26 protein-coding genes are annotated in these 25608 nt (G+C 68.4%); 12 read left to right on the top strand and 14 right to left on the bottom strand.

Features of this window, described 5'->3' with window-relative positions:
* Positions 1–9 precede the first annotated feature (9 nt).
* Genes paaE through AC1RLW_RS19845 form a run of 8 tightly spaced genes read right to left on the bottom strand, consistent with a single transcriptional unit; the run spans position 10 to position 6346 of the window.
* The gene (paaE, locus tag AC1RLW_RS19880) at positions 10–1095 is read right to left on the bottom strand and encodes a 1,2-phenylacetyl-CoA epoxidase subunit PaaE (RefSeq protein ID WP_062478643.1); all 1086 of its coding nucleotides are present in this window, start codon (positions 1093–1095) and stop codon (positions 10–12) included.
* Positions 1096–1107: 12 nt separating this feature from the next.
* On the bottom strand, positions 1108–1632 hold the full coding sequence (paaD, locus tag AC1RLW_RS19875) for a 1,2-phenylacetyl-CoA epoxidase subunit PaaD (RefSeq protein ID WP_493194630.1): 525 nt from the start codon (positions 1630–1632) through the stop codon (positions 1108–1110).
* Positions 1632–2411 (bottom strand): 1,2-phenylacetyl-CoA epoxidase subunit PaaC, encoded by a 780-nt coding sequence (gene paaC / locus AC1RLW_RS19870; protein WP_095949436.1) that lies wholly within the window; start codon positions 2409–2411, stop codon positions 1632–1634. Before paaC ends, paaD begins: the two co-directional genes overlap by 1 nt.
* A gap of 14 nt (positions 2412–2425) precedes the next feature.
* Positions 2426–2722 carry a 1,2-phenylacetyl-CoA epoxidase subunit PaaB gene (gene paaB / locus AC1RLW_RS19865; RefSeq protein WP_062478634.1) on the bottom strand — a complete coding sequence of 99 codons (297 nt, stop codon included), beginning with the start codon at positions 2720–2722 and terminating at the stop codon, positions 2426–2428.
* Complete coding sequence (paaA, locus tag AC1RLW_RS19860; protein WP_369631630.1) at positions 2719–3729, bottom strand: 1,2-phenylacetyl-CoA epoxidase subunit PaaA; 1011 nt, start codon at positions 3727–3729, stop codon at positions 2719–2721. The genes paaB and paaA overlap by 4 nt, the downstream gene beginning before the upstream one ends.
* A 40-nt stretch (positions 3730–3769) precedes the next feature.
* Complete coding sequence (gene paaK, locus AC1RLW_RS19855) at positions 3770–5080, bottom strand: phenylacetate--CoA ligase PaaK (protein ID WP_493194629.1); 1311 nt, start codon at positions 5078–5080, stop codon at positions 3770–3772.
* Positions 5081–5094: 14 nt separating this feature from the next.
* Positions 5095–5541 (bottom strand): hydroxyphenylacetyl-CoA thioesterase PaaI, encoded by a 447-nt coding sequence (paaI, locus tag AC1RLW_RS19850; protein WP_492685731.1) that lies wholly within the window; start codon positions 5539–5541, stop codon positions 5095–5097.
* 1 nt (position 5542) lies between these two features.
* Positions 5543–6346, bottom strand: coding sequence for an enoyl-CoA hydratase-related protein (locus AC1RLW_RS19845; RefSeq protein WP_493194627.1), 804 nt, complete (start codon positions 6344–6346; stop codon positions 5543–5545).
* Between the two features lie 311 nt (positions 6347–6657).
* On the opposite strand from AC1RLW_RS19845, the gene AC1RLW_RS19840 reads away from it, so the two are divergent.
* Positions 6658–7260, top strand: a complete 603-nt coding sequence (locus AC1RLW_RS19840) for a phenylacetic acid degradation protein PaaY (protein ID WP_159278218.1) — start codon at positions 6658–6660, stop codon at positions 7258–7260.
* Between the two features lie 71 nt (positions 7261–7331).
* A complete protein-coding gene (locus AC1RLW_RS19835; RefSeq protein ID WP_492741241.1) occupies positions 7332–7967 on the top strand; it encodes a TetR/AcrR family transcriptional regulator in 636 nt (211 codons plus the stop codon).
* Here AC1RLW_RS19835 and AC1RLW_RS19830 read toward each other — a convergent pair.
* The 4 genes from AC1RLW_RS19830 to AC1RLW_RS19815 are packed head-to-tail and all read right to left on the bottom strand — an operon-like array spanning position 7951 to position 12005.
* A complete protein-coding gene (locus AC1RLW_RS19830; RefSeq protein WP_062478619.1) occupies positions 7951–8988 on the bottom strand; it encodes a VWA domain-containing protein in 1038 nt (345 codons plus the stop codon). The genes AC1RLW_RS19835 and AC1RLW_RS19830 overlap by 17 nt on opposite strands.
* On the bottom strand, positions 8985–9980 hold the full coding sequence (locus tag AC1RLW_RS19825) for a DUF58 domain-containing protein (RefSeq protein WP_159274999.1): 996 nt from the start codon (positions 9978–9980) through the stop codon (positions 8985–8987). The genes AC1RLW_RS19830 and AC1RLW_RS19825 overlap by 4 nt, the downstream gene beginning before the upstream one ends.
* Complete coding sequence (locus AC1RLW_RS19820) at positions 9961–10986, bottom strand: AAA family ATPase (protein ID WP_062478613.1); 1026 nt, start codon at positions 10984–10986, stop codon at positions 9961–9963. The genes AC1RLW_RS19825 and AC1RLW_RS19820 overlap by 20 nt, the downstream gene beginning before the upstream one ends.
* A gap of 20 nt (positions 10987–11006) precedes the next feature.
* On the bottom strand, positions 11007–12005 hold the full coding sequence (locus AC1RLW_RS19815) for a S1C family serine protease (protein WP_493194625.1): 999 nt from the start codon (positions 12003–12005) through the stop codon (positions 11007–11009).
* A gap of 88 nt (positions 12006–12093) precedes the next feature.
* Between AC1RLW_RS19815 and AC1RLW_RS19810 the strand changes: the two genes are divergently transcribed.
* From AC1RLW_RS19810 to AC1RLW_RS19780, 7 genes are all read left to right on the top strand, one after another.
* On the top strand, positions 12094–12954 hold the full coding sequence (locus tag AC1RLW_RS19810) for a TatD family hydrolase (RefSeq protein WP_493194624.1): 861 nt from the start codon (positions 12094–12096) through the stop codon (positions 12952–12954).
* Between the two features lie 130 nt (positions 12955–13084).
* A complete protein-coding gene (locus AC1RLW_RS19805) occupies positions 13085–13570 on the top strand; it encodes a hypothetical protein (RefSeq protein WP_062479399.1) in 486 nt (161 codons plus the stop codon).
* Positions 13571–13675: 105 nt separating this feature from the next.
* Positions 13676–14218, top strand: a complete 543-nt coding sequence (locus AC1RLW_RS19800; protein ID WP_307584156.1) for a DNA-deoxyinosine glycosylase — start codon at positions 13676–13678, stop codon at positions 14216–14218.
* Positions 14218–15000 (top strand): class I SAM-dependent methyltransferase, encoded by a 783-nt coding sequence (locus tag AC1RLW_RS19795; protein ID WP_493194622.1) that lies wholly within the window; start codon positions 14218–14220, stop codon positions 14998–15000. The genes AC1RLW_RS19800 and AC1RLW_RS19795 overlap by 1 nt, the downstream gene beginning before the upstream one ends.
* A gap of 18 nt (positions 15001–15018) precedes the next feature.
* Positions 15019–16809 (top strand): type IV pilus assembly ATPase TfpB, encoded by a 1791-nt coding sequence (gene tfpB, locus AC1RLW_RS19790; RefSeq protein WP_493194621.1) that lies wholly within the window; start codon positions 15019–15021, stop codon positions 16807–16809.
* A gap of 135 nt (positions 16810–16944) precedes the next feature.
* Positions 16945–17430, top strand: coding sequence for a tripartite tricarboxylate transporter TctB family protein (locus tag AC1RLW_RS19785; RefSeq protein ID WP_062479410.1), 486 nt, complete (start codon positions 16945–16947; stop codon positions 17428–17430).
* Between the two features lie 18 nt (positions 17431–17448).
* Positions 17449–18960 (top strand): tripartite tricarboxylate transporter permease, encoded by a 1512-nt coding sequence (locus AC1RLW_RS19780; protein WP_062479412.1) that lies wholly within the window; start codon positions 17449–17451, stop codon positions 18958–18960.
* A 71-nt stretch (positions 18961–19031) separates the two neighbouring features.
* Here the strand turns inward: AC1RLW_RS19780 and AC1RLW_RS19775 are convergent, their stop codons facing one another.
* Both AC1RLW_RS19775 and AC1RLW_RS19770 read right to left on the bottom strand, forming a co-directional pair.
* The gene (locus AC1RLW_RS19775; protein ID WP_493194619.1) at positions 19032–20369 is read right to left on the bottom strand and encodes an amidohydrolase; all 1338 of its coding nucleotides are present in this window, start codon (positions 20367–20369) and stop codon (positions 19032–19034) included.
* Between the two features lie 23 nt (positions 20370–20392).
* On the bottom strand, positions 20393–21670 hold the full coding sequence (locus AC1RLW_RS19770; protein WP_493194689.1) for a porin: 1278 nt from the start codon (positions 21668–21670) through the stop codon (positions 20393–20395).
* 352 nt (positions 21671–22022) lie between these two features.
* On the opposite strand from AC1RLW_RS19770, the gene AC1RLW_RS19765 reads away from it, so the two are divergent.
* Genes AC1RLW_RS19765 through AC1RLW_RS19755 form a run of 3 tightly spaced genes read left to right on the top strand, consistent with a single transcriptional unit; the run spans position 22023 to position 25598 of the window.
* Positions 22023–22994 (top strand): tripartite tricarboxylate transporter substrate binding protein, encoded by a 972-nt coding sequence (locus AC1RLW_RS19765; protein WP_493194617.1) that lies wholly within the window; start codon positions 22023–22025, stop codon positions 22992–22994.
* A 15-nt stretch (positions 22995–23009) separates the two neighbouring features.
* Entirely contained in the window at positions 23010–24623 is a 1614-nt protein-coding gene (locus AC1RLW_RS19760; RefSeq protein WP_493194616.1) for a gamma-glutamyltransferase family protein, read from the top strand.
* A 21-nt stretch (positions 24624–24644) separates the two neighbouring features.
* Positions 24645–25598, top strand: coding sequence for a DMT family transporter (locus tag AC1RLW_RS19755; RefSeq protein WP_070063637.1), 954 nt, complete (start codon positions 24645–24647; stop codon positions 25596–25598).
* Positions 25599–25608: the final 10 nt, after the last annotated feature.

Genomic DNA, 25608 nt, shown 5'->3' with positions numbered 1-25608 from the left:
GCCGTGCGTTCAACGCTCGTCGAAGGACAGCGTGACGCGTTCGGTCAGGGGGTGGGCCTGGCAGGTCAGCACGAATCCCGCGGCCACCTCATTCTTGTCGAGCGCGAAGTTTCTTTCCATGCGGACTTCCCCGTCCACACACTTCGCGCGGCAGGTGCCGCACACGCCCGAGGTGCACGAGAACGGCACCTCGAGCCCGGCCGCCGACGCCGCATCGAGGATGCTGGGCTGGCCCTCGGTGTAGGTGATCTCGCGCTGCAGGCCGTCGCGCACGATGGTCACGCGCGCCTGCTTGGCGTCGCCCGGCTGCGCCTCGTGCACCACCGCGCCGACCTGGCTGGCCGAGGGCAGCGCGACGCCGAAGCGCTCGATGTGGATGCGGTCCTCGGGCACGCCCGCGGCGAGCAGCGCGGCCTCGGCCTCGTCGTTCATCTGGAACGGGCCGCACACGTACACGTGGTCGATCTGCGCGGCGGGCACCACCGAGGCCAGGAACTCGCCGATCTTCTCGCGGTTCATCACGCCGAAGCCCAGCGGCGAATCGGTGTGCTCGTCGGAGAACACGTGCTGCAGCACGAGGCGCGTCATGTAGCGGTTCTTCAGGTCCTCGATCTCTTCCTTGAACATCGTGGACTGCAGCTGGCGGTTGCCGTAGATCAGCGTGAAGCGGCTCTTGGGCTCGCGCGCCAGCACGGTCTTCATGATCGACAGGATCGGCGTGATGCCGCTGCCGCCGGCGATGCCGACGTGGTGGCGCGCGGCCTCGGGCTCGATGGGCACGAAGAAGCGGCCTTGCGGCGCCATCACCTGCAGGCTGTCGCCGGGTTGCAGGTGGGCGTTGATCCAGTTGGAGAACACGCCGCCGCGCACCTTGCGCACGCCGACGCGCAGCTCGCCGTCGTCGAGGCCGGCGCAGATCGAATAGGAACGGCGCAGGTCCTGGCCGTCGATGTCATGGCGCAGCGTGAGGTACTGGCCCTGCGTGAAGCCGAAGACTTCGCGCAGCGCCGGCGGCACCTCGAACGAGACGATGACGGCCTCGTGCGTGTCGGGCTCGATGGCCTTCACGCGCAGGGGGTGGAAGAGGGTGCTCATCGTGGGCGTGCCTCAGATAGGCTTGAAATGTTCGAAAGGTTCGCGGCAGGCCATGCAGCGGTACAGGGCCTTGCACGCCGTGGAGCCGAAGGCCGACAGCCGCTCGGTGCGCTCGCTGGCGCAGCGCGGGCAGGCGATGCGCTCGCCGGCCATGCGGCCGAAGAGCCTGATCGGCACGGCGGTGTTGGAGGCCTGCTCGGGCGTGAGGTGCGCGGGCGGCGCGATGCCGTAGGCCTTGAGCTTGTCGCGGCCTGCGTCGCTGATCCAGTCGCTGGTCCAGGCGGGTGCGCGGCGCAACGTGGCGCGCGCGCGGCCCAGGCCTGCGTTCTCGATGGCGGCCAGCACGTCGTGCTCGATGGCTTCGGTCGCGGGGCAGCCGGAGTAGGTCGGCGTGAGCACGATCTCCAGGCCGTCGTCGTGTTCGATCACCTCGCGCACGATGCCCAGGTCGCAGACCGACACGGCCGGCACTTCGGGGTCGAGCACCGAATGGAGCACGGCCCACGCCGCATCAATGCGCGACGCCACGGCGTTCATCACCACACGCCTCCGGGGAAGCTGCGCTGCAGGTGCTGCATCTCGGCCAGGATGTAGCCCATGTGCTCGCTGTGCACGCCGTGCTTGCCGGTGCTGCGGAACGCGGCTTCCTTCGGCATGGCGAGGCCGGCGGCGTCGAGCACCTGCTGCATCTCGGCCAGCCACGGTTCGCGCAGTTCGCTCCAGGCCGGGCCGAGGCCGCTGGCGCTGGCCTGCGCATCGACGTCGTCGCTGTCGAACAGCTCGGGCACGTAGAGCCACAGCTGCTTGAGCGCCTTCTCGGTACGGCGGCGCGATTCGTCGGTGCCGTCGCCCAGGCGCACGACCCAGTCGGCCGAATGCTGCTGGTGGTAGCGCGCTTCCTTCAGCGCCTTGCCGGCGATGGCGGCCACCTCGGCGTCGCTCGATGCGGCCAGGCGTTGCCACAGCAGCTTGAGCAGCGTCGCGACCATGGTGTTGCGCAGCACGGCAAAGGCGAAGTCGCCGCGCGGCAGCTCGACCAGCGTGAGGTTGAAGTAGTCGCGCTCGTCGCGCAGGTAGGCGAGCTGGTCTTCGTCGTGCGCGCGGCCGGCGCCTTCGAGCTGGCCGGCGTGCGTGAGCACCGCGCGGGCCTGGCCGACCAGGTCGAGCGCGATGTTGGCCATCGCGATGTCTTCTTCGAGCACCGGTGCGTGGCCGCACCATTCGCCCAGGCGCTGCGCGAGCACCAGGCAGGTGTCTCCGATGCGCAGCAGGTAGTGCACGGCGGGCGTGCGGTTCAGTTCGATCGAGGCTTGCATGGCGTGCCGCTCGCTCACATGTGGTCCACGGACTTGGGCAGCGCGTAGAAGGTGGGGTGGCGGTACACCTTGTCTTCGGCCGGGTCGAAGAACATGTCCTTGTCGCCCGGGTCGCTGGCCACGATCTGGTCGGAGCGCACCACCCAGATGCTGCTGCCTTCCTGGCGGCGCGTGTAGACGTCGCGCGCCATCTGGATCGCCATCTTCGGGTCGGCCGCGTGCAGGCTGCCGCAGTGCTTGTGGTCCAGGCCGGCCTTGCTGCGCACGAACACTTCCCACAGGGGCCACTCTTGCTTCACTTCGGTGCTCATGCTGCTTCCTTCATCGGTTGTTTGTTGGCGTGGGCCATCGCGGCTTCGCGCACCCAGGCGCCGTCGTCCCAGGCGTCCACGCGGGCCTGCAGACGTTCGCGGTTGCAGGGGCCGTCGCCGGCGATCACGCGCCAGAACTCGCTCCAGTCGATGACGCCGAAGTCGTGCGCCTGGCGTTCCTCGTTCCACTTGAGGTCGGGGTCGGGCAGGGTCACGCCGAGGATCGCGGCCTGTTCGACGGTGGCGTCGATGAACTTCTGGCGCAGCTCGTCGTTGCTGAAGCGCTTGATGCCCCAGCGCATCGACTGCGCCGAGTTGGGCGACTGGTCGTCGGGCGGGCCGAACATCATGATCGAGGGCCACCACCAGCGGTTGACCGCGTCCTGCACCATGGCCTTTTGCGCGTCGGTGCCGTGGGTCATCATGGTCAGCAGCGACTCGTAGCCCTGGCGCTGGTGAAAGCTCTCTTCGCGGCAGATGCGGATCATCGCGCGCGCATACGGCGCGTACGAGCAGCGGCAGATCGGCACCTGGTTCATGATGGCCGCGCCGTCGACCAGCCAGCCGATGGTGCCCATGTCGGCCCAGCTGAGCGTGGGGTAGTTGAAGATCGAGCTGTACTTGGCCTTGCCCGTGTGCAACGCGTCGAACATCTGGTCGCGCGAGGTGCCCAGCGTTTCGGCGGCGGCGTACAGGTACAGGCCGTGGCCGCCTTCGTCCTGCACCTTGGCCAGCAGGATGGCCTTGCGCTTGAGCGTGGGCGCGCGGCTGATCCAGTTGCCCTCGGGCAGCATGCCGACGATTTCCGAATGCGCGTGCTGGCTGATCTGGCGCACCAGCGTCTTGCGGTAGTGCTCGGGCATCCAGTCTTTCGCCTCGATGAAGTCGCCGGCGTCGATGCGCGCGTCGAAGCGTTCCTCGAGACGCAGCTCGTCGGCGGAGCGCACGGCCTTCTGCTTGCCGTCGCCTGCGTCCTTGCCCATCGTGTCCATGGCCTGGGTGTACATGTGCGTGTCCTTTCGGTGCGGTGTGTGGGGGCGCGGGCGCTCAGCGCGGGCGCGTGTCGACGACGCGCCGGGCCTTGCCGGTCTGCGTGCGTTCCATTTCGTCGGGGCCGTGCACGACCACGCGGGTGGAGATGCCGATGAGCGTCTTCACGCGGTGCTGCACCCACTCGGAGATGGCGTTGCGGTCGGCCGCGGCGGCTTCGTGCGGCGTGAGTTCGCAGTGCACCTCGACCTGGTCGAGCAGGCCTTCGCGGCTCACGCGCACCTGGTACAGGCCGGTGAGGGCGCTGTGCGCGAGCACGATCTCTTCCACCTGCGTGGGGAAGACGTTGACGCCGCGGATGATCATCATGTCGTCGCTGCGCCCGACGATCTTGCCCATGCGGCGGAACGCGCGCGAGGTGGGCGGCAGCAGGCGCGTGAGGTCGCGCGTGCGGTAGCGCACGATGGGCATGGCTTCCTTGCTCAGCGAGGTGAAGACCAGTTCGCCTTCTTCGCCGTCGGCCTTCAGCTCGCCGGTTTCGGGGTCGATGATCTCGGGGTAGAAGTGGTCTTCCCAGATCACCGGGCCGTCCTTGCTCTCGACGCATTCGCTGGCCACGCCCGGGCCCATCACTTCGGAGAGGCCGTAGATGTCGACGGCGTCGATGCCGGCGCGCGTCTCGATGTCGCGGCGCATGGCTTCGGTCCACGGCTCGGCGCCCAAGATGCCGACCTTGAGCGAGCTGTCTTTGGCATCGAGGCCCTGGCGCTCGAACTGCTCGATGATCACCTGCATGTAGCTGGGCGTGACCATGATGATGTCGGGCTTGAAGTCCTGGATGAGCTGCACCTGCTTCTCGGTCTGGCCGCCCGACATCGGGATGACGGTGCAGCCCGCGCGCTCGGCGCCGTAGTGCGCGCCCAGGCCGCCCGTGAAGAGGCCGTAGCCGTAGGCGACGTGGATCATGTCGCCGGGCCGTCCGCCCGCCGCGCGGATCGAGCGCGCGACCAGGTCGGCCCAGGTGTCGATGTCGTTCTTGGTGTAGCCCACCACGGTCGGCTTGCCGGTGGTGCCCGACGACGCGTGGATGCGCGCCACCTGCGTGCGCGGCACGGCGAACATGCCGAAGGGGTAGTTGTCGCGCAGGTCGGTCTTCACCGTGAACGGGAATTTCGACAGGTCGGCCAGCGACTTCAGGTCGTCGGGGTGCACGCCCTTGGCATCGAAGGCCTGGCGGTAGTGCGGCACGTTGTCGTAGGCGTTGCGCAGCGTGGCGCGCAGGCGCGTGAGCTGCAGGGCGGCGATCTCGTCGCGGCTGGCGGTTTCGATCGGGTCGAGGTCGCCGGGGGCGGGGCGTTTCACGGTCATGGTGGGGTGTCTCCTCAAGCGGCCGGGACGGCCGGCCGGCCCTTGGCGGTGTAGGAGCGACCGCGGAACATCGCGATGCGCTCGCCGCGCTGGTTGGTGATTTCGGTGTCGTACACGCCGGTGCGTCCGGCCTTGGAGACTTCGAAGCAGCGCGCGGTGAGCACGTCGTCCTCGCGCGCCGGTGCGAGGAAGTCGATGGCGAAGCCCGAGGCCACGGTCAGCTCGTTGTACGAGTTGCAGGCGAAGGCGAAGGTGGAGTCGGCCAGCGTGGCCATGAAGCCGCCGTGGCAGATGGCGTGGCCGTTGAGCATGTCGGGGCGCACGCGCATCTCGAGCGTGGCCTGGCCGGGGCCGACCTCCACGATGCGCATGCCCAGGCCCTTGCTGGCGTTGTCGTTCGCGAACATGCCGTCGCGCACGAACTCGGCGGTCTGTTGCGGGGTGCGGGAAGCGTCGGTCATCTCAGCGGTCCTTGAACACCGGGGCGCGCTTGGCGCGGAAAGCCTCGACACCTTCGCGGTAGTCGTCGGCGTTGCCCATCTCACGTTGGATGCGCGCTTCTTCGGCAAGTGCCGCGCTCAGGTCGAGGTTTTGCGCGGCAGCCATCGCTTCGCGGGTGGCCACGAGTGCGCGCGTGGGCATGCCGGCCAGGCGCGCCGCCAGCGCGGCGGCCGTGTCGGCCAGGGCCGCGTCGTCCACGCACTGCCAGATCAGGCCGATGCGGGCGGCTTCTTCGGCCGGGAGCTTGTCGCCCAGCATCGCGATGCCCAGCGCGCGCGCCGGGCCCACGAGGCGCGGCAGCAGCCAGGTGCCGCCGGTGTCGGGCACGAGGCCGATCTTGGTGAAGGCCTGGATGAAGCCGGCCGAGCGGCCGGCCACGACGAGGTCGCAGCACAGCGCGAGGTTGGCGCCCGCGCCGGCCGCCACGCCGTTGACGGCGGCAACCACCGGCACCGGCATCGAGCGCAGGCGCGCGACCAGCGGGCCGTAATAAGTAGAGATGACGTGGCCCAGGTCCTTGGGCGCGGCGCCCGGCGTGGGGTCGGGCGCGACCGACGGGTCGGCCAGGTCCTGCCCGGCACAGAAGGCGCGGCCGGCGCCGGTGAGCACCACGCAGCGCACGCTGCTGTCGGCGGCCGCGGCTTCCAGCGCGGCCAGCAGCTCGGCGTGCAACCCGGTCGTGAAGCTGTTGAGCGCCGCGGGGCGATTCAGGCTCAGCGTACGGACGGCGCCGCTGTCGCTGATGAGTACCAAAGGCTCAGTCATGCGTGTCTCTTTCATCCTTTGTGGGGACGGCTCGGCGTGTAAACACTATTGACCGACCGTTCGGTTGATTTTAGGATCGACCTCGATTCCGGCACAAGCGGGGTGCATTCAGGGCAAACCCTAGGAAGGTGTGAATGAATCCGGCGTGGCCGAGCAGCCCGCCCAGGCACGTCCCCTCAAGGCGCAAAGCGCAGCCATAGCTCGGGCTATGGCGAGCATTTGCAACGCAGAGGGGGCGCGCCTGGGTGGGATGAGCGGGCATGCCGGGTTCGTTCACACCTTCCCCAACCCGCAAAAAACAAGGAGACCGAATGCCCAGCTATTCCATCGACGGCGTGATTCCCGTCGTCGACCCGAGCGCCTACGTGCATCCCACGGCCGTGCTGATCGGCGACGTGATCGTCGGCCCGCACTGCTACGTCGGCCCCTGCGCCAGCCTGCGCGGCGACTTCGGCCGCATCGTCTTGCAGGAAGGCTCCAACGTGCAGGACCACTGCTGCATCCACGGCTTTCCCGACAACGACACGGTGGTGGAGGTCAACGGCCACATCGGCCACGGCGCGATCCTGCACAGCTGCATCGTGCGGCGCGACGCGCTGGTGGGCATGAACGCGGTGGTGATGGACGAGGCCGAGGTGGGCGAGAAAGCCATCGTCGCGGCCTGCGCCTTCGTGCCCGCCGGCATGAAGGTGCCCGCGCGCTCGCTCGCGGCGGGCATCCCGGCCAAGGTGCGGCGCGAGCTCAGCGACGAAGAGATCGCCTGGAAGCTCGAAGGCACGCAGACCTACCAGGCGCTGACGGTGCGCAGCCTGGCCAGCCTGCACGAGGTGGCGCCGCTCGCCGAGGTGGAAAAAGACCGGCCGCGCCTGCCCGCCACCGACGTGAAATCCCTGATCGCCACCCGCCGCGGATAGCCCTGCGGCTTCATGCAAGATCGAGCCTGCTGCACGCCAGCAACCGACAGACAACCCAGGAAGAAGACCCGATGCCGCGTGGAAGATCCGCCACCTACGACGACCAGCGCGAACTGATCCTCGCGCAGGCCGCCCAGCTGTTCGCCCGCCGCGGCTACCCCGCGACCTCGATGAACCAGGTCGCCGAGGCCTGCAACCTGTCGAAGGCCACGCTCTACCACTACTACAAGGACAAGAGCAGCCTGCTCATCAGCATCGCCGAGACGCACGTCTCGAAGCTGGCGGCGCTGGTGGCCGAGGAAGAGGCCCAGCCGTCCACCGACGAGGAGCGCCTGCGCCGCTTCATCTACCGCATCGTCGAGGAGTACGCCGGCGCGCAGGACGCGCACCGCGTGCTGACCGACGACGTGCGCTTTCTCGAGGACGAAGACCGCGAGCGCGTGCTCGACCAGGAGCGCGCGGTGGTCGCCGGCTTTGCGCGCGCCGTGTCGGCACTGAGGCCCGGCGCGCCGAGCGACGAACTCGCCAAGCCGCTGACCATGCTGCTGTTCGGCATGATCAACTGGATGTTCACCTGGATGAAGCCCGGTGGCCGGCTCGATCACGCGGCCATCGCGCCGATCGTGGCCGACCTGTTCCTGGGCGGGGTGGGGGCGGTGAAGATGCCGCCTGCTGCACCCTCGGCGAGCGCTAAAGAATCCGGTTGAACCAGAGCAGCGACAGCCCCGCCGACAGCAGCGTGAGCACCGCGGCGCCCAGCGCGAACAGCGCCGAGATCTCGGTTTCCTTCTTCTCCACGGTGAGCTTGGAACTCAGCGTCTCGTAGACCTTCTTCAGGTCGCTCGCCGTGCCGGCGTAGAAGTACTCGGCGCTGGTCTTGTTGGCGATGGCCTTGAGCGTTTCTTCGTCCAGCCGCACGCGCATCGACCAGCCTTCGAAGCCGATGGTCTCGCCGTCGACCGTGCCCACGCCCACCGTGTAGATGCGCACGCCGCGGTCGGCCGCGGCCTTGGCGGCGTCCAGCGGGTCGACACCGGTGGTGCGCTGGCCGTCGGTCAGCATGATGATCGCGGCCGAGGTGAACGAGCCGGGCGCCACGGGCGTGAACTCCTTCAGCTGCTTCTCGTTCTGGTCGATCGGGATGCCGCGCTGGCGGCTGGGGGCGCTGAACTGCGAGATGTCGATGCCCGCGTCGGGGAACAGCGTGGCCAGCGACACCACGATGGCATTGCCCGTGGCCGTGGCGCGCTGCAACTGGAAGCTGTCGATGGCCGTCACGAGGTCGTCGTGGTTGGTGGTGGGCAGCTGCGCGACCTGCGCGCTGCCCGCGAAGGCGACGATGCCCACCTTCACGTGGCGCGGCAGGTCCTTGATGAAGCTCTTGGCCGCCTCCTGCGCCGCCACCAGCCGGTTGGGCTGCACGTCGGCCGCGCGCATGCTGCCCGACACGTCCATCGCCAGGATGATGGTCTGCTGGTTCGACGGCAGCACCACCACCGCCATCGGCCGCGCCGCCGCCACGAGCATCGCGGTGATGGCCACCAGGAACAGCAGCGGCGGGATGTGGCGCCGCAGGCTCTGGCCCGGGCCCATGGCCTCGCGCACGATCGACAGGCTGGCGTAGCGCACCGCCATCTTCTTCTTGCGGCGGATCAGCCAGACATACAGGAGCACCAGCAGCGGCAAGGCCGCCAGCAGCCAGAGGAATTGAGGCCAGAGGAATGTCATGCCGCCACCACCGCCTTCCCGCCACCCGCTGCGACGCCTCGGACCCGGCGCTTGCGCAGGTCCGCGAATCGCACGATGGCTTCGACCAGATCGTCGTTGGTCGAGAGTTCGAGGGCGTCGACGCCGGCCCGGGCCAGCGACTCGCGCAGGGTGGTCTCGCGCTCGGCGGCCAGCCGCGCGAAGCGTTTGCGGAACCCTGCGTCATGGGTGTCGACCCACAGCTGCTCGCCGGTCTCGGCGTCGCGCAGCGGCACCAGGCCGAGGTCGGGCAGCTCGAGCTCGAGCGGATCGAACAGGCGCACGGCAATCACTTCGTGCCGCTGCACCAGCTGGCCCAGCGGGCGCTCCCAGCCGGGCTCGCTGAGAAAGTCGGACACCACGAACACGGTGGAGCGGCGCGGCATGAGCGCGGCGGCGGAGGTCAGCAGGTCGGCCAGGCGCGTCATGCCCTTCTGGGCGGGCGCGGCCTCGGCCTGGTTCGCGCGCTTTTCCATCGCGTGCAGCAGGTGCAGCACATGGCGGCGGCCGGTGCGCGGCGGGATCACGGCCTCGAGGTCGCGGCCGTAGACCAGCGCGCCGACGCGGTTGCCGTGCCGCGTGAGCAGCCGCGCGAGCACGCCGACGAAGCCGGCCGAGATCTCGCGCTTGGCTTTCAGGCCCGAGCCGAAATCGACCGAGCGGCTCAGGTCGAGCACGAACCACGCGGCCATCTCGCGGTCTTCGGTGAACACGCGCACGTGCGGCGTCTGCAGCCGCGCAGTGACGTTCCAGTCGATGTGGCGCACGTCGTCGTGGTGCTGGTACTCGCGCAGGTCGGCCAAGTCCAGGCCGGTGCCGCGCATGAGCGTGCGGTAGTCGCCCTGCAGCAGGCCGTCGAGGCGGCGGATCACGGTCCATTCGAGCCGGCGCAGCGCGCGTTCGGCCCCGCCGGCTTCGATCGCGAGCCGTTCGTCGTTCGCGGCCTCGGGGGCCTTACGCCACCAGCTTTTCATGTTCGAGGGGCTTGGGAGGAGCGGGGACGGCCTTCATGATCTTCTCGATCAGCCCGTCGGGCGTGAGCCCTTCGGACAGGCCTTCGTAGGACAGCGTCACGCGGTGGCGCAGCACGTCGGGCACCAGCGCGCTCATGTCTTCGGGCAGCGCGTAGCTGCGACCGCGCAGCAGCGCCAGGGCGCGCGCGCCTTCGGTCAGGCTGATGCTGGCGCGCGGGCTGGCGCCGAAGGTGATGAAGCGACGCAGGTCCTTCAGGCCGTGCTTCTCGGGCGTGCGCGTGGCCGACACCAGCTTGACGGCGTACTGGATCAGCGAGGGGTCGACGTACACGCGCCGCGCCTCGGCCTGCAGCTCGGCCAATTGTTCGGTGGTGGCGACCGGCGTGGCCGAGACCACCGGGCCGATCACGCGCTGCACGATCACGAACTCTTCCTCGTCGCTCGGGTAGTCGACCATCACCTTCATCATGAAACGGTCGACCTGCGCCTCGGGCAGCGGGTAGGTGCCCTCGGTTTCGATGGGGTTCTGCGTGGCCATCACGAGAAAGGGGCGCGGCACCTTGTGCGTCTCGCCGGCGATGGTGACCTGGCGCTCCTGCATCACCTCGAGCAGCGCGCTCTGCACCTTGGCCGGCGCGCGGTTGATTTCGTCGGCCAAGAGCAGGTTGGCGAACACCGGGCCCAGCGAGGTGCTGAACTCGCCCGTCTTCTGGTTGTAGATGCGCGTGCCCACGAGATCGGCCGGCACCAGGTCGGGCGTGAACTGGATGCGCTTGAACTGGCCGCGCACGGTGTCGGCCAGCGTCTTGATGGTGAGCGTCTTGGCCAGCCCCGGCACGCCTTCGACCAGCAGGTGGCCGCCCGCGAGCATCGCGACCATCACGCGCTCGAGAAAGCGGTCCTGCCCCACGACCACGCGCTTCACCTCGTAGAGGATCTGCTCCATCAGCTCGGCGGTGGCGGGGGCGGTTGCAAAGGTCGACGAGGTCGGGTTTTCTGTGCTCATGCGAAGGGCTTTCGAAGAAATCAGAAAGGCGGCGAGCCTGCCGCCGAAGCGGCGTTCTCGATCGGCACCGCGAAGCCGATGCCGATGAAGGTGCGCTGCTGCGTCGGGTTGAGGATGGCGGTGACGATGCCCAGCACCTCGCCGTCCATGTTGATGAGCGGTCCGCCCGAATTGCCGGGGTTGGCGGCGGCGTCGAACTGGATCAGGTTACCCAGCTCCTGCTTGCCCTCGGGCGAACGGAAGGAGCGCTTCAGGCCCGACACCACGCCGGCCGACACCGAAGGTCCGATGCCGAACGGAAAGCCTACGGCCGCCACCTGGTCGCCGGAGCGCAGGTCGGCGGTGGAGCGCATCACGGCGGGGATCAGGTCGTCGGGGATCTTCTGCGCCTGCAGCACGGCCAGGTCGTTCTCGGGCTGAACGCCGGTGATGACGGCGATGGCCTCCAGGCCGTCGGCGAAGGTGACCTTGATCTTCTCGGCGCCGGCGACCACGTGCAGGTTGGTGAGGATCACTCCCTTGTCGACGATCACCACGCCCGTGCCCACGCCGCGCTCGACCTCGCCCGGCGTGCCGCCGTCGGCGGGCGCCTCGGGCGGCTTGCCCTTGGCCATGTTGCGGCCGCGCTTCTGGGTCTTGGCTTCGGGCGTGGCCTTCTCGGGGCCGTAGCCGACCACGCGCACCACCGAGGGCCGCACGATGTCGGCGGCCTTGGCGGCGGGCGAGGGCAGGGTGGCGGTCTGCAGCGTGCGCAGCACGGCGGCGTCGATGTCTTTCTGCGTGAGCGCCTTGGCACCCGGGCGCGGTGCCCAGAAGGCGCCGCCGGCGGCGATGGCGATGCAGGTGACGGTGAGCAGTGCGAAGGCGCGGCGTCCGGGCTGCCAGCGTGCGCGTGGTGGTGGGACTGGCACGGCGTCGGCCCCGGCCACAGCCGCGGCATCCGCCGGCGACCCGGCCGCCGGTTCTGCGGCCGGCGGCAGCGTGCGGGGCGAGCGGCTGTAGAAAGCGGGCCTGCGCATCGGAGAACCTCCGGCTAATAAGACGCGAGAAGGAGTTCACAGTAGCACGCTTTCCGCGCCTGTGCATCCCTTCGGGCATCATCGCGCGATGGCTGCGTTTGTCGATACCCACTGTCACCTTGATGCGCCCGAATTCGGTGCCGAGATGCCCGCCATCCGTGCCCGCGCGGCGGCGCAGGGCGTGGTGCTGTGCGTCATTCCGGCCGTGGCGGCCTTCAACTTCGCCACCGTGCGCGCGCTGGCCCACGCGCAGGGCGACGCCTACGCGCTGGGCATCCACCCGCTGTGCACGGGGCAGGCGAGCGACGCCGACCTGCAGACGCTCGACGACGAGCTGCACGCGCGGCGCGACGATCCGCGCCTGGTGGCGGTCGGCGAGATCGGGCTCGACTACTTCGTCGAAGGCCTGGACGCCGATAGACAGGAACGCTTCTTTCACACTCAGTTGCAACTGGCGCGCAAGCACGGGCTGCCCGTGCTCATCCATGTGCGGCGCTCGGTCGACAAGGTGCTCAAGCACCTGCGCCAGACCGCGGGCGGGCGGCCCTGGCACGGCATCGCCCACGCGTTCAACGGCAGCGAGCAGCAGGCGCAGGCCTGCATCGAGATCGGCCTGAAGCTGGGCTTCGGCGGCGCCGTGACCTTCGAGCGCGCGCTGCAGCTGCGCCGGCTCGCGGCCACCTTGCCGATGGACGCGCTGGTGATGGAAACCGACGCGCCCGACATCCAGCCGCACTGGCTGTACCGCACGCAGGCGCAGCGCGACGCGGGCCAGGCGCAGGGCCGCAACGAGCCCGGCGAGCTGCCGCGCATCGCCGAAGTGGTCGCGCAGTTGCGGGGCATCGACATCGCGTCGCTGGCCGAAAACACCACGCGCAATGCGGTGGCAGCCCTGCCGAAGCTCCAAAGTCTGCTGAACGTGTCGGAGGGGCGTCCGCCCGCCGCGTAGGCCAAGTTCCCGAGTTGCGCCAGCGCAGGCCATCGGGCCGGTTTTGCTGTCATCCTTGAAGTTCGAAGTGGCGTTGGTTGTCCAGTGGCACTGTCGTCACTCCGCACTTCACTCAAAAAAGGAGTCTTTCATGACCACATCTTTTGTTCGTACCCTGCCCGTCGCGCTCGCACTGGCGCTGGCCTCCATCGGTGTGTCGGCCATCGCGCAGACCACCGCGGCCGAGCCCACGACCACCGAGAAGGTGAAGGAAGCCGGCAAGGACGCCGTCGATGCGACCGCACGCGGCACCGAAAAGGCCTGGGACGCCACCAAGAGCACGACCAAGAAGGCCGTGAACGCCACCGAAAGCGGCGCCGAGAAGGCCTGGGATGCCACCAAGAGCGGCACCAAGAAGGCAGCCAACGCCACCGAGCGCGGCACCAAGAAGGCCTGGAACGCGACCAAGAACACCACCAAGAAGGCCACCACCGCCACCAAGAAGGCGGCCGTGAAGACCGGCGACGCCGTGGAAACGGCCGGCCACAAGACGGCCGACGGCATGCGCAGCGCCGGCAAGGCGATCGGCGAGAAGGTGCCGGGCACGGCCGAGAACGAAGCGGCCAAGAAGCCGTAACTTCCATGCACCGGGCTTCGGCCCGTGCTTGACGAAAGAACCCGCTTCGGCGGGTTTTTTCATGGGCGTTCAGGCACGCCGCGTGGCAATGCCAAGATACCGCCCATGAAACCGACCGCCGTCCCGTCCCCGACCGTTGCCGCCACGGCCGGCATGGTGCTGACCGGCCTTGCGCCCATCGTCTCGCCGAACACACGTGTGCTCATCCTCGGCAGCTTCCCGGGCGTCAAGTCGCTCGAGCGGCAGCAGTACTATGCGCATCCCCAAAATCAGTTCTGGAAGATCTTGCAAGCCCTCTGGCCCGACCCCCTGCTTCCGACGGGCGCAGACAGCTACCGCGCGCGCTGCGACTGGCTGCTCGATCGCGGCCTCGGCGTGTGGGACGTGTACGGCGCCTGCGAGCGCGAGGGCAGCCTCGACACCGCGATCCGCTCGCCGGTCGTGAACGACATCGCCGGCCTGCAACTGCCGAAGCTCGCCGCCATCGCCCACAACGGCGGCGAGAGCTTCAAGCACGCACGCCACACGCGCACCCTCGGGGTGCCGGTGTATTCGCTGCCCTCCACCAGCCCCGCCAACGCGTCGTGGTCCTTCGAGCGCAAGCTCGCGGCCTGGCGCGAGGTCTTCGTTGCCCACCACCTTCTCTGATGGCTTCTTCCGCTTCTTCCAAGAAAACCCCCGTCCTGCCCGAAGTCAATTTTTCCGACTGGGGCGACATCCGCTACCTGCACCTGGGCACCGAATGGGTCCAGGGCTCGATGAAGCTCGACGCGCCCTTCGAGATCGAGCTCGAGTACGTGCAGCGCATGATGGCCTGGCTGCTGTTCGTCGACAGCAAGGGCGTGGGCAACCGCCACGCGATGCAGCTGGGCCTGGGTGCGGCCACGCTCACCAAGTTCAGCCGCAAGACGCTGCGCATGCGCACCACCGCGGTCGAGCTGAACCCGCAGGTGGTGTCGGCCTGCCGCGGCTGGTTCAAGCTGCCGGCCGACGACCTGAAGCTGCGCGTGGTGATCGCCGACGCCGCCGAGGAAATCCGCAAGCCCGAATGGCAGGGCACGGTCGACGCGCTGCAGGTCGACCTGTACGACCACGAGGCCGCCGCGCCGGTGCTCGACAGCGAGGACTTCTATGCCGACTGCCGCGCGCTGCTCACCGAAGACGGCTGCATGACGGTCAACTTGTTCGGCCGCTCGTCGAGCTACGAGCGCAGCCTCGAGAAAATCGCCGCCGCTTTCGGCGCCGATGCCGTCTGGGCCTTCAAGCCGACGCGCGAAGGCAACACGGTGGTGCTGGCCCAGCGCACGGCGTCGCGCCCGAAGCGCGAGGTGCTTGCCGAGCGCGCCCAAACCATCCAGACTCGCTGGGGCCTGCCCGCGCCGAAATGGCTGCGGGTCTTCAAGCCGATGACGCTTTCCCTCACCACCTGATCACCTGACCTCCGGTTCATGAGCGCTGTACCCGCCGCCGCTTCCGCCTCCGCTGCCCGCCACGAAGGTCCGCTCGACCTGCGTCGCCTGATCGAATGGCTCGCCACCGACGGCGTGATCTCGCCGATGGAGGCCAAGCGCACCATCGCACGCTGCGCCCAGGCCGAGAGCCGGCAGGCGCCGCTGGTGCGCCTGGCCAACGTGGCCATGACGCGCGAGGCCGACGGCAAGCCGCTCGACCTCGAGGCGCTCACGCAGTGGCTCGCCGGCCGCGCCGGCCTGGCCTACCTGCGCATCGATCCGCTCAAGGTCGACGTGGGCAAGGTGGCCGACACCATGAGCGCCGGCTACGCCGAGCGCCACAAGGTGCTGCCCGTGCAGGTGCTGCCGAACGAGGTGGTGGTGGCCACGGCCGAGCCGTTCCTCACCGACTGGATCGCCGAGGTCGAGCGCCAGTCCAAGCGCACCGTGCGCCGCGTGGTGGCCAACCCGTCGGACATCCAGCGCTACACGGCCGAGTTCTTCGCGCTCGCCAAGTCGGTGCGCGCCGCGCAGAAGGCCGGCGGCAACACCGGCGGCGCGAGCTTCGAGCAGCTGGTCGAACTGGGCAAGAGCACCAAGCAGCTCGACGCGAATGACCAGAGTGTGGTGCAGGTGGTCGACTGGCTGTGGCAGTACGCCTTCGACCAGCGCGCCAGCGACATCCACCTGGAGCCGCGCCGCGAGCAGGGCGTGATCCGCTTTCGCATCGACGGCATCCTGCACCCCGCCTACCAGATGCCCATGGGCGTGATGAACGCGATGGTCGCGCGCATCAAGCTCCTGGGCCGCATGGACGTGGTCGAAAAGCGCCGTCCGCTCGACGGCCGCATCAAGACCCGCAACATGCGTGGCGACGAAATCGAGATGCGCCTGTCGACCTTGCCGACCGCCTTCGGCGAGAAGATGGTGATGCGCATCTTCGACCCCGACACCGCGGTGAAGGACCTCGACGCGCTGGGCTTCGCGCAGCACGACGCGCAGCGCTGGGAGCAGCTGGTCACGCGGCCCAACGGCATCATCCTGGTGACCGGGCCCACGGGCTCGGGCAAGACCACCACGCTGTATTCCACGCTCAAGCGCGTGGCGACCGAAGAGGTCAACGTGAGCACGGTGGAAGACCCGATCGAAATGATCGAGCCTTCGTTCAACCAGACCCAGGTGCAGCCGCAACTCGACTTCGGTTTCACCGAGGGCCTGCGCGCGCTCATGCGGCAGGACCCGGACATCATCATGGTCGGCGAAATCCGCGACCTCGCCACCGCCGAGATGGCGGTGCAGGCCGCGCTCACCGGCCACCTCGTGTTCAGCACGCTGCACACCAACGATGCACCCAGCGCCATCACGCGGATGATGGAACTGGGCGTGCCCTCGTACCTGATCACCGCCGTGATGCTGGGCGTGCTCGCGCAGCGCCTCGTGCGCACGCTGTGCCCGCATTGCAAGCAGCCCGACGACGCGGTCACGCGCGAGAGCCTCGAGGCCATCGTCAAGCCGTGGCAGATCACCGGCCCCGTGCGCGCCTACAAGCCGGTGGGCTGCGTCGATTGCCGCATGACCGGCTACATGGGCCGCATGGGCCTGTACGAGCTGCTGAGCGTGACCGAGCCGTTCAAGGACCAGGTCACCAAGGAGCCCAACCTCACGGGCCTGCGACGCCAGGCCGTGATCGACGGCATGCGGCCGCTGCGCCTGGCCGGTGCGCTGCGCGTGGCCGAAGGCGTGACGACCATCGAGGAAGTGCTCAGCGCAACGCCTCCGCTGGAATAGGAACAGCGGCCTCATGTCTGACGAGGCATGAGTCATTTCGGGTTATCCCTAGTCCCTCGGTTAGTGGAATCCACATCGGCCTGACCGGAGGCTGACTCGACAATCCCGCATCGAAATTGTTCGAGGAGACTGTTCGTGAAAATCAAAAGTCAGAAAGACTTTTTCTCGGGACTGATGTTCACCGTCGTGGGCGTGGCGTTCGCATGGGGCGCCACCACCTACAGCGTGGGCAGCGGCGCCCGCATGGGTCCGGGTTACTTCCCGCTCATGCTGGGCATCCTGATGGCGCTGATCGGCCTGGGCATCATGTTCAGCGGGCTCACCGTTGAAACGACCGATGGCGAAAAAATCGGCAAGTGGGCCTGGAAGCAAGTGGTGTTCATCCTGGGCGCCAACCTCGCCTTCGGCGTGCTGCTGGGCGGCCTGCCGAGCATCGGCGTGCCGGCCATGGGCATGATCATCGCGATCTACGCGCTCGTGATCATCGCCAGCCTCGCGGGCCACGAGTTCAAGCTGCCCACCGTGCTGATCCTGGCCACCGTTCTGGCCATCGGCAGCTACGTTGCATTCATCTGGGCGCTGAAGCTGCAGATCCAGGTCTGGCCGACCTTCATCGGTTGAGAGAAGAAAGCTGCTCACATGGAACTGTTTGAACACCTCTCAATGGGTTTTGGCGTTGCCTTTACCTTCACGAACCTGCTGTACTGCCTGGTCGGCTGCATTCTGGGCACGCTGATCGGCGTGCTCCCGGGCATCGGCCCGGTCGCGACGATTGCGATGCTGCTGCCCGCCACGTATGCGCTGCCGCCTGTGTCGGCGCTGATCATGCTGGCCGGTATTTATTACGGCGCACAGTACGGTGGCTCGACCACCGCGATTCTGGTGAACCTGCCGGGCGAATCGTCGTCGGTGGTGACCGTGATCGACGGCTACCAGATGGCGCGCAAGGGCCGTGCAGGTCCGGCGCTCGCTGCGGCCGGTCTGGGCTCGTTCTTCGCGGGTTGCGTCGGCACGCTGATTCTTGCCGCCTTCGCACCGCCGCTGACCGAGCTGGCCTTCAAATTCGGCCCGGCCGAATACTTCTCGCTGATGATCCTGGGCCTGATCGGCGCCGTGGTGCTGGCGTCGGGTTCGCTGCTCAAGGCGATCGCGATGATCGTGCTGGGCCTGCTGATGGGCCTGGTCGGTACCGACGTGAACTCGGGTGTCGCACGCTACAGCTTCGACATTCCCGAACTGACCGACGGCATCGGCTTCGTGGCCATCGCCATGGGCGTGTTCGGCTACGGCGAAATCATTGCCAACCTCTCGCGTCCGGACGACGAGCGCGAAGTGTTCACCGCCAAGGTCTCGGGCCTGTTCCCGACCAAGGAAGACTTCAAGCGCATGGTGCCTGCCGTGCTGCGCGGCACGGCGCTGGGTTCGGCCCTGGGCATCCTGCCCGGCGGCGGTGCGCTGCTGGCGGCTTTCGCGGCCTACACGATCGAGAAGAAGACCAAGCTGAAGCCGGGCGAAGTGCCCTTCGGCAAGGGCAACATCCGCGGCGTGGCGGCTCCCGAGTCGGCCAACAACGCCGGTGCGCAGACCTCCTTCATTCCGCTGCTGACGCTGGGCATTCCGCCCAACGCCGTGATGGCGCTGATGGTGGGTGCGATGACCATCCACAACATCCAGCCCGGCCCGCAGGTGATGACCAGCAACCCCGAGCTGTTCTGGGGCCTGATCGCCTCGATGTGGCTGGGCAATGCGATGCTGATCGTGCTGAACCTGCCGCTGATCGGCATGTGGATCAAGCTGCTGTCGGTGCCGTACAAGTTCCTGTTCCCCGCCATCGTGCTGTTCTGCGCGATCGGCGTGTACTCGACCAACAACAACACCTTCGACATCTGGATGGTGGGCATCTTCGGTCTGGTGGGCTACACCTTCTTCAAGCTGGGTTGCGAGCCTGCGCCGCTGCTGCTGGGCTTCATCCTGGGCCCGATGATGGAAGAGAACCTGCGCCGTTCGCTGCTGCTGTCGCGTGGCGACTGGAGCGTGTTCGTGACGCGTCCGATCTCGGCCAGCCTGCTGGCGGCCGCGGCCCTGCTGCTCATCATCGTGCTGCTGCCGGCCGTGAAATCGAAGCGCGAAGAGGCCTTCGTCGAAGACTGATCGACGGGCTTTCTCTGAACGCACAAACGGCGCCCTCGGGCGCCGTTTTTCTTTGGGGGATGCCGTTGTCCCTATCTGCCCAGCGCGCTGAGCACCGCCACGGTCATCGCGTGCACGCCGGTCTTGATCGACGGCTCGGGCACCGGTGCGAAGAAGGGCGAATGGTTGCGGGCCAGCGGCTTGCCGCCGGGTTGGGCGGAGGCTGCGATGTCCCGCGCATCGAGCACGCCGATCGTGAAGTACATCGACGGCACGCCGGCGTTGATGAAGGCCGAGAAGTCTTCGCTGCCCGTCGAGGGCACTGTGGATTGAACGACCTGCGCCGCGCCCAGCGCCTGCTTGAGCGCGGCGGCCGCGCGGGTCACGACCGCTTCGTCGTTGACCAGCGCTTCTCCGCCCGGCACCAGCTTGACCACGGGTTCGGGCGCGCCGCTCGTCGCGGCGGCGGCCATGGCCATGCGGCGCACGCCGGCCAGCAGCTGCTCGCGCACCTGCGGCTTGTACGAGCGGATGGTGCCGCGCAGCGTGACCGTGTCGGGAATGATGTTGCCGGCGGTGCCGCCCTGGATGGCGCCGATCGTCACGACACCGAATTCGGCCGGGTCTTTCTCGCGGCTCACCACGGCCTGCACGTCGGTCACGAAGCGCGCGGCGATCACGATCGGGTCGATGGTGGTGTGCGGCCGCGAGCCGTGGCCGCCGCGTCCCTTGAACACGATTTCCAGCGCGTCGGAGTTGGAGCTGCTGATGCCGATGCCGTAGCCGATGGCGCCGTGGGGCGTGGGCGCCGTGTGCAGCGCGAACGCGGCGTCGGGCTTGGGAAAGCGCGTGAACAGGCCGTCCGCGAGCATCGCCTTGGCGCCCGAGACGGTTTCTTCGGCGGGCTGGCCGATGAACATCAACGTGCCTTTCCACTGGTCCTTGAGCGCGACCAGCGTGTGCGCGGTGCCGAGCCAGCTGGCCATGTGGATGTCGTGGCCGCAGCTGTGGGCCACAAAGCTGTCGCGCCCGCCCCAGTCGGTGCGGGCCTGGCTGGCGTAGGGCAGGCCGGTCTTCTCTTCCATCGGCAGGCCGTCCATGTCGGTGCGCACCATCACGACCGGCCCGGGGCCGTTGCGATACAGCGCCACGACGCCGGTGCCGCCGACCTTCTCGGTCACCTCGAAGCCGATGGCGCGCATCTCGGCGGCGAGCAGGGCGGCGGTGCGCGTTTCCTTGAAAGCAAGCTCGGGGTGGGCGTGCAGGTCCTTGTAGAGAGCGTCGAGCCGGGGGTACATCGCATCGACGAGCGGCGGGATCGCCGACGCCTGCGGCGATGCGGCGGGCTGGGCCTGCGCGCCCGCGCCGAAGGCGACGAGGGCGGCCACGGCCAGGGAACGAAGCGCAAAGGTGGAGGTGTGGGTCAACATGGAATGAATGCAGGGGCGCATGGTCAGAAGATGTGGCGGATGCCGAAGTCGTAGCCCGTGGCGCTACGCGGGCGCCAGCCGCTGGCGGCCAGGTAGCCCGGATAGGGCGCGTCGCTGGCGCTCGTCACGGCGCCGATCGCCTTGTCGTTCTGGCCGTCCCGGATGCGAACGCGCGCGAACGTGGCGTACAGCGCCGTGCGGCGGGACAGGTGGTGCACGTAGCCCAGCGCCCATTGGCTGGCGCTGGCGCCTTGTGCGGTGTCTCCCGGCAGGCCGGTGGCGCCGGCCTTGTAGCTGACACGACCGAAAGAGGCGCGGAGGAGTCCCGGGCCCACGGGCACCGTGGCGCCCACCAGGTAGCCGTTGTATTTGTCGGTGCGATCCTGCATCCAGGGCTGTGCCTGCGCGCGCCGGTGCCGCAGTTGCGACAGTTCGCCCAGCAGCTTGACGGGGCCGAAGTCGTAGGTGGCGCTCAGGCTGAGGGTCTTCAGCCGGTCCTCGCCGCCGGCGTCAATGGGCGGGCGGGCCGCGGAGCCCGAGGGCAGGCGGTCCTTGTTGTCCTCACCGAACGCCAGCGCCACGTTGAGCGGTCCCTTGGCGTAGCCGAAGCGCCCGCCCAGGTAGCGCCCGCGCGCGTTCGTCGGCGTCACGTCCGGGCTGTAGCGGGTGTTCTCGGGCAAGGCGTACTGGAGCTGCCCGTGGAAGCCGCCGAGGTCCGGCGGCAGGAAGTAGCCGATGCTGTTGCTGGCGCGCGCGTAGTTGTCGCCGGCCGCCACGCCGGCCGGTGCGCCGCCCAGGAGCGTGGACGAGGCGCTGTTGACGCGCGCGATCACCGACAGGCCCGCGCCCTGCACGGCGAAGGGGTCGGCCAGCGAGTCGTTGCGAAAGATCGGCGTGTAGTCGCGGCCCAGCCGCAGCTCGCCGAAGCCGCCCGACAGGCTCAGCGTCGAACGCTTGGCGAACGAGGCCAGGCCCGTCTTGCCGTCGTCGTTGGCGATGTTCGACTCCAGCCAGAAGCTCGCCGCCAGGCCGCCGCCCAGGTCTTCCGTGCCCCGAAAGCCCAGGCTGCTGCCGCGGTAGCCACCGCGCGACAGCGTGGTCTGGCTTTGCGTCACCCTCGGCACGGCCGCGGCGAGCACGGCGGCGGCAGGGCGCCGCGGATCGAACGCCGGGCGGTACTCGCTGACGGTTTCGAAATGGCTGACGCCCGCATCCATGACGCCGAACAGCGTCACCGAGGACTGCGCCGAGGCCGCGCCGGCCAGCGCCAGCAGGGCCAGGCCGAGCGGGTGCCGCTTCATGCGAAGAACGCGCGAACTGAAGCAGAGGGCGCCGGCATCGGCGCCCTCGAGGGAGGGAAAGTTCAAGGGGGAGGTCTCCTGTGCGCCACTTCTGTGTCGAGTGGACTGGCGCGACTATCGGACGGCAGGGCGCCCGGGAGGAAATACCGTTTGCTGATGCGACCCCATCGCTATTTCTGATGGTCGGGCGCAAGGCCGCGCGCCGCGTGATGGCCGTGGCAACATTGATGCGCCAGATTCATATATCTATCCGATAAATCCATTTCCCTTTTCAATGCCCCGCGTGTCCAATCCTGCGGCCACGTCGGACAAGGCGCGCTCCCGACACACCACCTCGGACACAATGAATTCCATGAAACGAACCACCCGCGCCGCGCTTGCCGCGGCTGCGCTGGTGCTGGCCGCGGTGCCCGCACTGGCCCAGAACTACCCGAACCGGCCCATCCGCCTGATCGTGCCGTTCCCGGCGGCCGGTGCCACCGACCTCTTTGCCCGCACGCTGGGCCAGAAGATGGGCGAGAAGCTCGGCGCCACGCTGGTGGTCGACAACAAGCCCGGCGCGGGCGGTGCGATCGGTTCCGACCTCGCGGCCAAGGCGCCGCCCGACGGCTACACGCTGCTGCTCGCGACCACGAGCACGCACGCCATCGGCCCGGCCATCACGCCCAAGCTGCCCTACGACACGGTGCGCGACTTCACGCCCATCGCCCACGTGGGCGACGCGCCGAGCATCATGCTGGTGCCGATCAACACGCCCGCCAAGACGGTGCGCGAATGGATCGACAACGCCAAGAAGAACCCCGGCAAGCTCAACTACGCATCGAGCGGCAACGGCACCATCGTGCAGCTCACGGCGGAGCTGTTCAAGGCGCAGGCCGGCGTGTTCGTCACGCACATTCCCTACCGCGGCACGGCGCTGGCGGTGCCCGACCTCATCAGCGGCAAGGTCGACGTGCTGTTCGACTCGCTGCCCACCGGCATGCCGCACGTGCGCGACGGCCGCCTGCGCGCGCTGGGCGTGACCTCGCTCAAGCGCAGCCCGCTCGCGCCCGAGCTGCCGCCCATCGCCGACACGCTGCCCGGCTTCGAGTCGACCACCTGGTTCGGCTTCTACGGCCCGAAGGGGCTGCCGGCCGACATCGTGGCGCGCGTGAACAAGGCCGCCAACGAGGCGCTGACCGATCCGGAGCTGAAGGACAAGCTCGCGCGCCTGGGCATTGAGCCGGCGAACGCGGGCACGCCCGAGCAGTTCGCAAAGATGGTGGCGACCGACGCCGCCAAGTGGAAAAAGATCGTCGTCGATCGCAAGATCACGAATGACTAACGAGAGCACGCCGACATGAACTTCGACTTCAACAATCCCTACCTCTCGACCCGCCTCCCGGTCTTCGCACGCAACGTGGTCGCCACGTCGCACCCGCTGGCTGCACAAGCCGGCCTGCGCATTCTTCAGCAGGGCGGCAACGCGGTCGATGCGGCCATTGCCACGGCCGCCGTGATGACGCTGGTCGAGCCCGTGAGCAACGGCCTGGGCAGCGACGCCTTCTGCATCCTGTGGGACGGCAAGGAACTGCACGGCCTGAACGCCTCGGGCCCCGCGCCGAAGGCCTGGACGCCCGAGTACTTCAAGGCCAAGTACGGCGCCGACGCCGCCACGCCGCCGATGCGCGGCATCGACTCGGTGACGGTGCCGGGCGCGGTGCGCGGCTGGGTCGCGATGAGCGAGCGTTTCGGCAAGCTGCCGTTCGCCGACCTGATGGCGCCGGCCATCGACATCGCCGAGCGCGGCTACCTCGTGCCGCCGGTGGTGCAGGGCAAGTGGGCGGCGGCCACGCCGATCCTGCAATCGCAGCCCGGCTTCGCGCAGGCCTTCCTGCCCTGGGGCCGCGCGCCCGAGGTCGGCGAGCTGTTCCGCTTCACCGCGGCGGCCCGCGCGCTCAAGGCGATTGCCCGCACCAAGGGCGAGGCCTACTACAACGGCGAGATCGCCGAAGCCATCGCCAAGTTCTCGAAGGAGCAGGGCGGTGCGCTCACCGTGGCCGACATGGCGGCCTACCAGCCCGAGTGGGTGAAGCCGATTTCGCGCGACTACCGCGGCCACACGCTGCACGAGATCCCGCCGAACGGCCAGGGCATCGCGGCGCTGATCGCGCTGGGCATCCTCGAGAAGTTCGACATCGCTTCGCTGCCGGTCGACTCGGTGCAGTCGCAGCACCTGCAGATCGAAGCCATGAAGCTGGCCTTCGCCGACGTGTACCGCTACGTGTCGGAGCCATCGTCGATGACGGTGACCCCCGCGCAAATGCTCGATGACGCCTACCTGGCTTCGCGTGCGAGACTCATCGACGTGAACAAGGCGCAGGACTTCAAGGCCGGCAACCCCGTCAAGGGCGGCACCATCTACCTCACGGCCGCGGACGAGAGCGGCATGATGGTGAGCTTCATCCAGAGCAACTACATGGGCTTCGGCTCGGGCTGCGTCGAGCCGGAGTTCGGCATCAGCCTGCAGAACCGCGGCCACGGCTTCAGCCTCAAGGCCGAGAGCCCGAACGTGGTGGCACCGGGCAAGCGCCCGTTCCACACCATCATCCCGGCCTTCCTCACCAAGGACGGCCAGCCGGTGATGAGCTTCGGCGTGATGGGCGGCAACATGCAGCCGCAGGGCCACATGCAGACGCTGGTGCGCATGCTCGACTACAAGCAGAACCCGCAGGCCGCCTGCGATGCGCCGCGCTGGCGCTTCAACGCGGGGCTCGAGATCAACGTCGAGGCCGCGATGAATGCCGACACGTTGCAGGGCCTGCGCGACCTGGGTCACCACCTCGAGGTGATCAACGATTCCTACCAGGACTTCGGCGCCGGCCAGTTCATCTGGCGCGCGGGCGAGCCTTCGGTGGAAGGCTACGTGGCCGCGAGCGATCCGCGCCGCGACGGCCTCGCTGCAGGCTACTGAGGATCAAGGGATGATCGGGGGATGAACAAGACAGCCGCATCGGTCGGCATTCCCCCGCACGGACACGAGGCCGCCCGCAAGGGCTACGCCACCGGCCTCGTCCTGGCCACGCTGGGCGCCATCGCGTTCAGCGGCAAGGCCATCATCGTCAAGCTGGCGTACCGCTACGGCGTCGACGCCATCACGCTCATCATGCTGCGCATGCTCTTCGCGCTGCCACTGTTCGCGCTGATGGCGTGGTGGGCCGGGCGCGGCAAGCCCGCGCTCACGACGCGCGACTGGCTCGGCATTCTCGGGCTCGGCTTCTCGGGCTACTACCTCGCGAGCTTTCTCGACTTTGCCGGGCTGGCCTACATCTCGGCCAGCTTCGAGCGGCTGATTCTTTACCTCAACCCCACGCTGGTGCTGTTCTTCGGCTGGCTGCTGTACCGGCGCCGCCCGACGCGCCCGCAGGTCTTCGGCATGGTCGTGAGTTATGCCGGCGTGCTGCTGGTGTTCGGCCACGAACTCTGGACCGGCGGCGATGGCAAGGGCGGCGGCGCGGCCGCATGGGGCGCGTTCCTCGTGTTCCTGAGCGCGGTGAGCTATGCGGGCTACCTCGTGTACAGCGGCGAGTTCGTCAAGCGGCTCGGGTCGCTGCGGCTCGTGGGGCTGGCGACCACCGTGGCCTGCGTGCTGTGCATCCTGCAGTTCGTGCTGACGCGGCCGATGAGCGCGGCGATGGCGGTCGCGCCCGAGGTGATCTGGCTGTCGGTGCTCAACGCCACGCTGTGCACGGCGGTGCCTGTCCTCATGGTGATGATGGCCATCGAGCGCATCGGCCCCGCCATTGCGGCACAAACCGGCATGATCGGGCCCCTGTCGACCATCCTCATGGGGGTGGTCATACTGGGTGAGCCGTTCACCGCGTGGATCGCGGCCGGCACGGTGCTCGTCATCGCGGGCATCTTCGTTTTCACACGCAAGGGGCGGTAGCCCCTGCAGC

It is taken from the genome of Variovorax sp. GW822-FHT04A09 (assembly GCF_058801005.1).
The sequence above is the reverse complement of the archived record's forward strand: the minus strand, read 5'-3'. Positions and strand labels throughout refer to the sequence as shown.

What these genes read in the sequence shown, in the direction of transcription:
- paaE (WP_062478643.1), bottom strand. Translation starts at nt 1,095, where the DNA reads ATGAGCACCCTCTTCCACCCCCTGCGCGTGAAGGCCATCGAGCCCGAC.
- paaD (WP_493194630.1), bottom strand. Translation starts at nt 1,632, where the DNA reads ATGAACGCCGTGGCGTCGCGCATTGATGCGGCGTGGGCCGTGCTCCAT.
- paaC (WP_095949436.1), bottom strand. Translation starts at nt 2,411, where the DNA reads ATGCAAGCCTCGATCGAACTGAACCGCACGCCCGCCGTGCACTACCTG.
- paaB (WP_062478634.1), bottom strand. Translation starts at nt 2,722, where the DNA reads ATGAGCACCGAAGTGAAGCAAGAGTGGCCCCTGTGGGAAGTGTTCGTG.
- paaA (WP_369631630.1), bottom strand. Translation starts at nt 3,729, where the DNA reads ATGTACACCCAGGCCATGGACACGATGGGCAAGGACGCAGGCGACGGC.
- paaK (WP_493194629.1), bottom strand. Translation starts at nt 5,080, where the DNA reads ATGACCGTGAAACGCCCCGCCCCCGGCGACCTCGACCCGATCGAAACC.
- paaI (WP_492685731.1), bottom strand. Translation starts at nt 5,541, where the DNA reads ATGACCGACGCTTCCCGCACCCCGCAACAGACCGCCGAGTTCGTGCGC.
- AC1RLW_RS19845 (WP_493194627.1), bottom strand. Translation starts at nt 6,346, where the DNA reads ATGACTGAGCCTTTGGTACTCATCAGCGACAGCGGCGCCGTCCGTACG.
- AC1RLW_RS19840 (WP_159278218.1), top strand. Translation starts at nt 6,658, where the DNA reads ATGCCCAGCTATTCCATCGACGGCGTGATTCCCGTCGTCGACCCGAGC.
- AC1RLW_RS19835 (WP_492741241.1), top strand. Translation starts at nt 7,332, where the DNA reads ATGCCGCGTGGAAGATCCGCCACCTACGACGACCAGCGCGAACTGATC.
- AC1RLW_RS19830 (WP_062478619.1), bottom strand. Translation starts at nt 8,988, where the DNA reads ATGACATTCCTCTGGCCTCAATTCCTCTGGCTGCTGGCGGCCTTGCCG.
- AC1RLW_RS19825 (WP_159274999.1), bottom strand. Translation starts at nt 9,980, where the DNA reads ATGAAAAGCTGGTGGCGTAAGGCCCCCGAGGCCGCGAACGACGAACGG.
- AC1RLW_RS19820 (WP_062478613.1), bottom strand. Translation starts at nt 10,986, where the DNA reads ATGAGCACAGAAAACCCGACCTCGTCGACCTTTGCAACCGCCCCCGCC.
- AC1RLW_RS19815 (WP_493194625.1), bottom strand. Translation starts at nt 12,005, where the DNA reads ATGCGCAGGCCCGCTTTCTACAGCCGCTCGCCCCGCACGCTGCCGCCG.
- AC1RLW_RS19810 (WP_493194624.1), top strand. Translation starts at nt 12,094, where the DNA reads ATGGCTGCGTTTGTCGATACCCACTGTCACCTTGATGCGCCCGAATTC.
- AC1RLW_RS19805 (WP_062479399.1), top strand. Translation starts at nt 13,085, where the DNA reads ATGACCACATCTTTTGTTCGTACCCTGCCCGTCGCGCTCGCACTGGCG.
- AC1RLW_RS19800 (WP_307584156.1), top strand. Translation starts at nt 13,676, where the DNA reads ATGAAACCGACCGCCGTCCCGTCCCCGACCGTTGCCGCCACGGCCGGC.
- AC1RLW_RS19795 (WP_493194622.1), top strand. Translation starts at nt 14,218, where the DNA reads ATGGCTTCTTCCGCTTCTTCCAAGAAAACCCCCGTCCTGCCCGAAGTC.
- tfpB (WP_493194621.1), top strand. Translation starts at nt 15,019, where the DNA reads ATGAGCGCTGTACCCGCCGCCGCTTCCGCCTCCGCTGCCCGCCACGAA.
- AC1RLW_RS19780 (WP_062479412.1), top strand. Translation starts at nt 17,449, where the DNA reads ATGGAACTGTTTGAACACCTCTCAATGGGTTTTGGCGTTGCCTTTACC.
- AC1RLW_RS19775 (WP_493194619.1), bottom strand. Translation starts at nt 20,369, where the DNA reads ATGTTGACCCACACCTCCACCTTTGCGCTTCGTTCCCTGGCCGTGGCC.
- AC1RLW_RS19770 (WP_493194689.1), bottom strand. Translation starts at nt 21,670, where the DNA reads ATGAAGCGGCACCCGCTCGGCCTGGCCCTGCTGGCGCTGGCCGGCGCG.
- AC1RLW_RS19765 (WP_493194617.1), top strand. Translation starts at nt 22,023, where the DNA reads ATGAAACGAACCACCCGCGCCGCGCTTGCCGCGGCTGCGCTGGTGCTG.
- AC1RLW_RS19760 (WP_493194616.1), top strand. Translation starts at nt 23,010, where the DNA reads ATGAACTTCGACTTCAACAATCCCTACCTCTCGACCCGCCTCCCGGTC.
- AC1RLW_RS19755 (WP_070063637.1), top strand. Translation starts at nt 24,645, where the DNA reads ATGAACAAGACAGCCGCATCGGTCGGCATTCCCCCGCACGGACACGAG.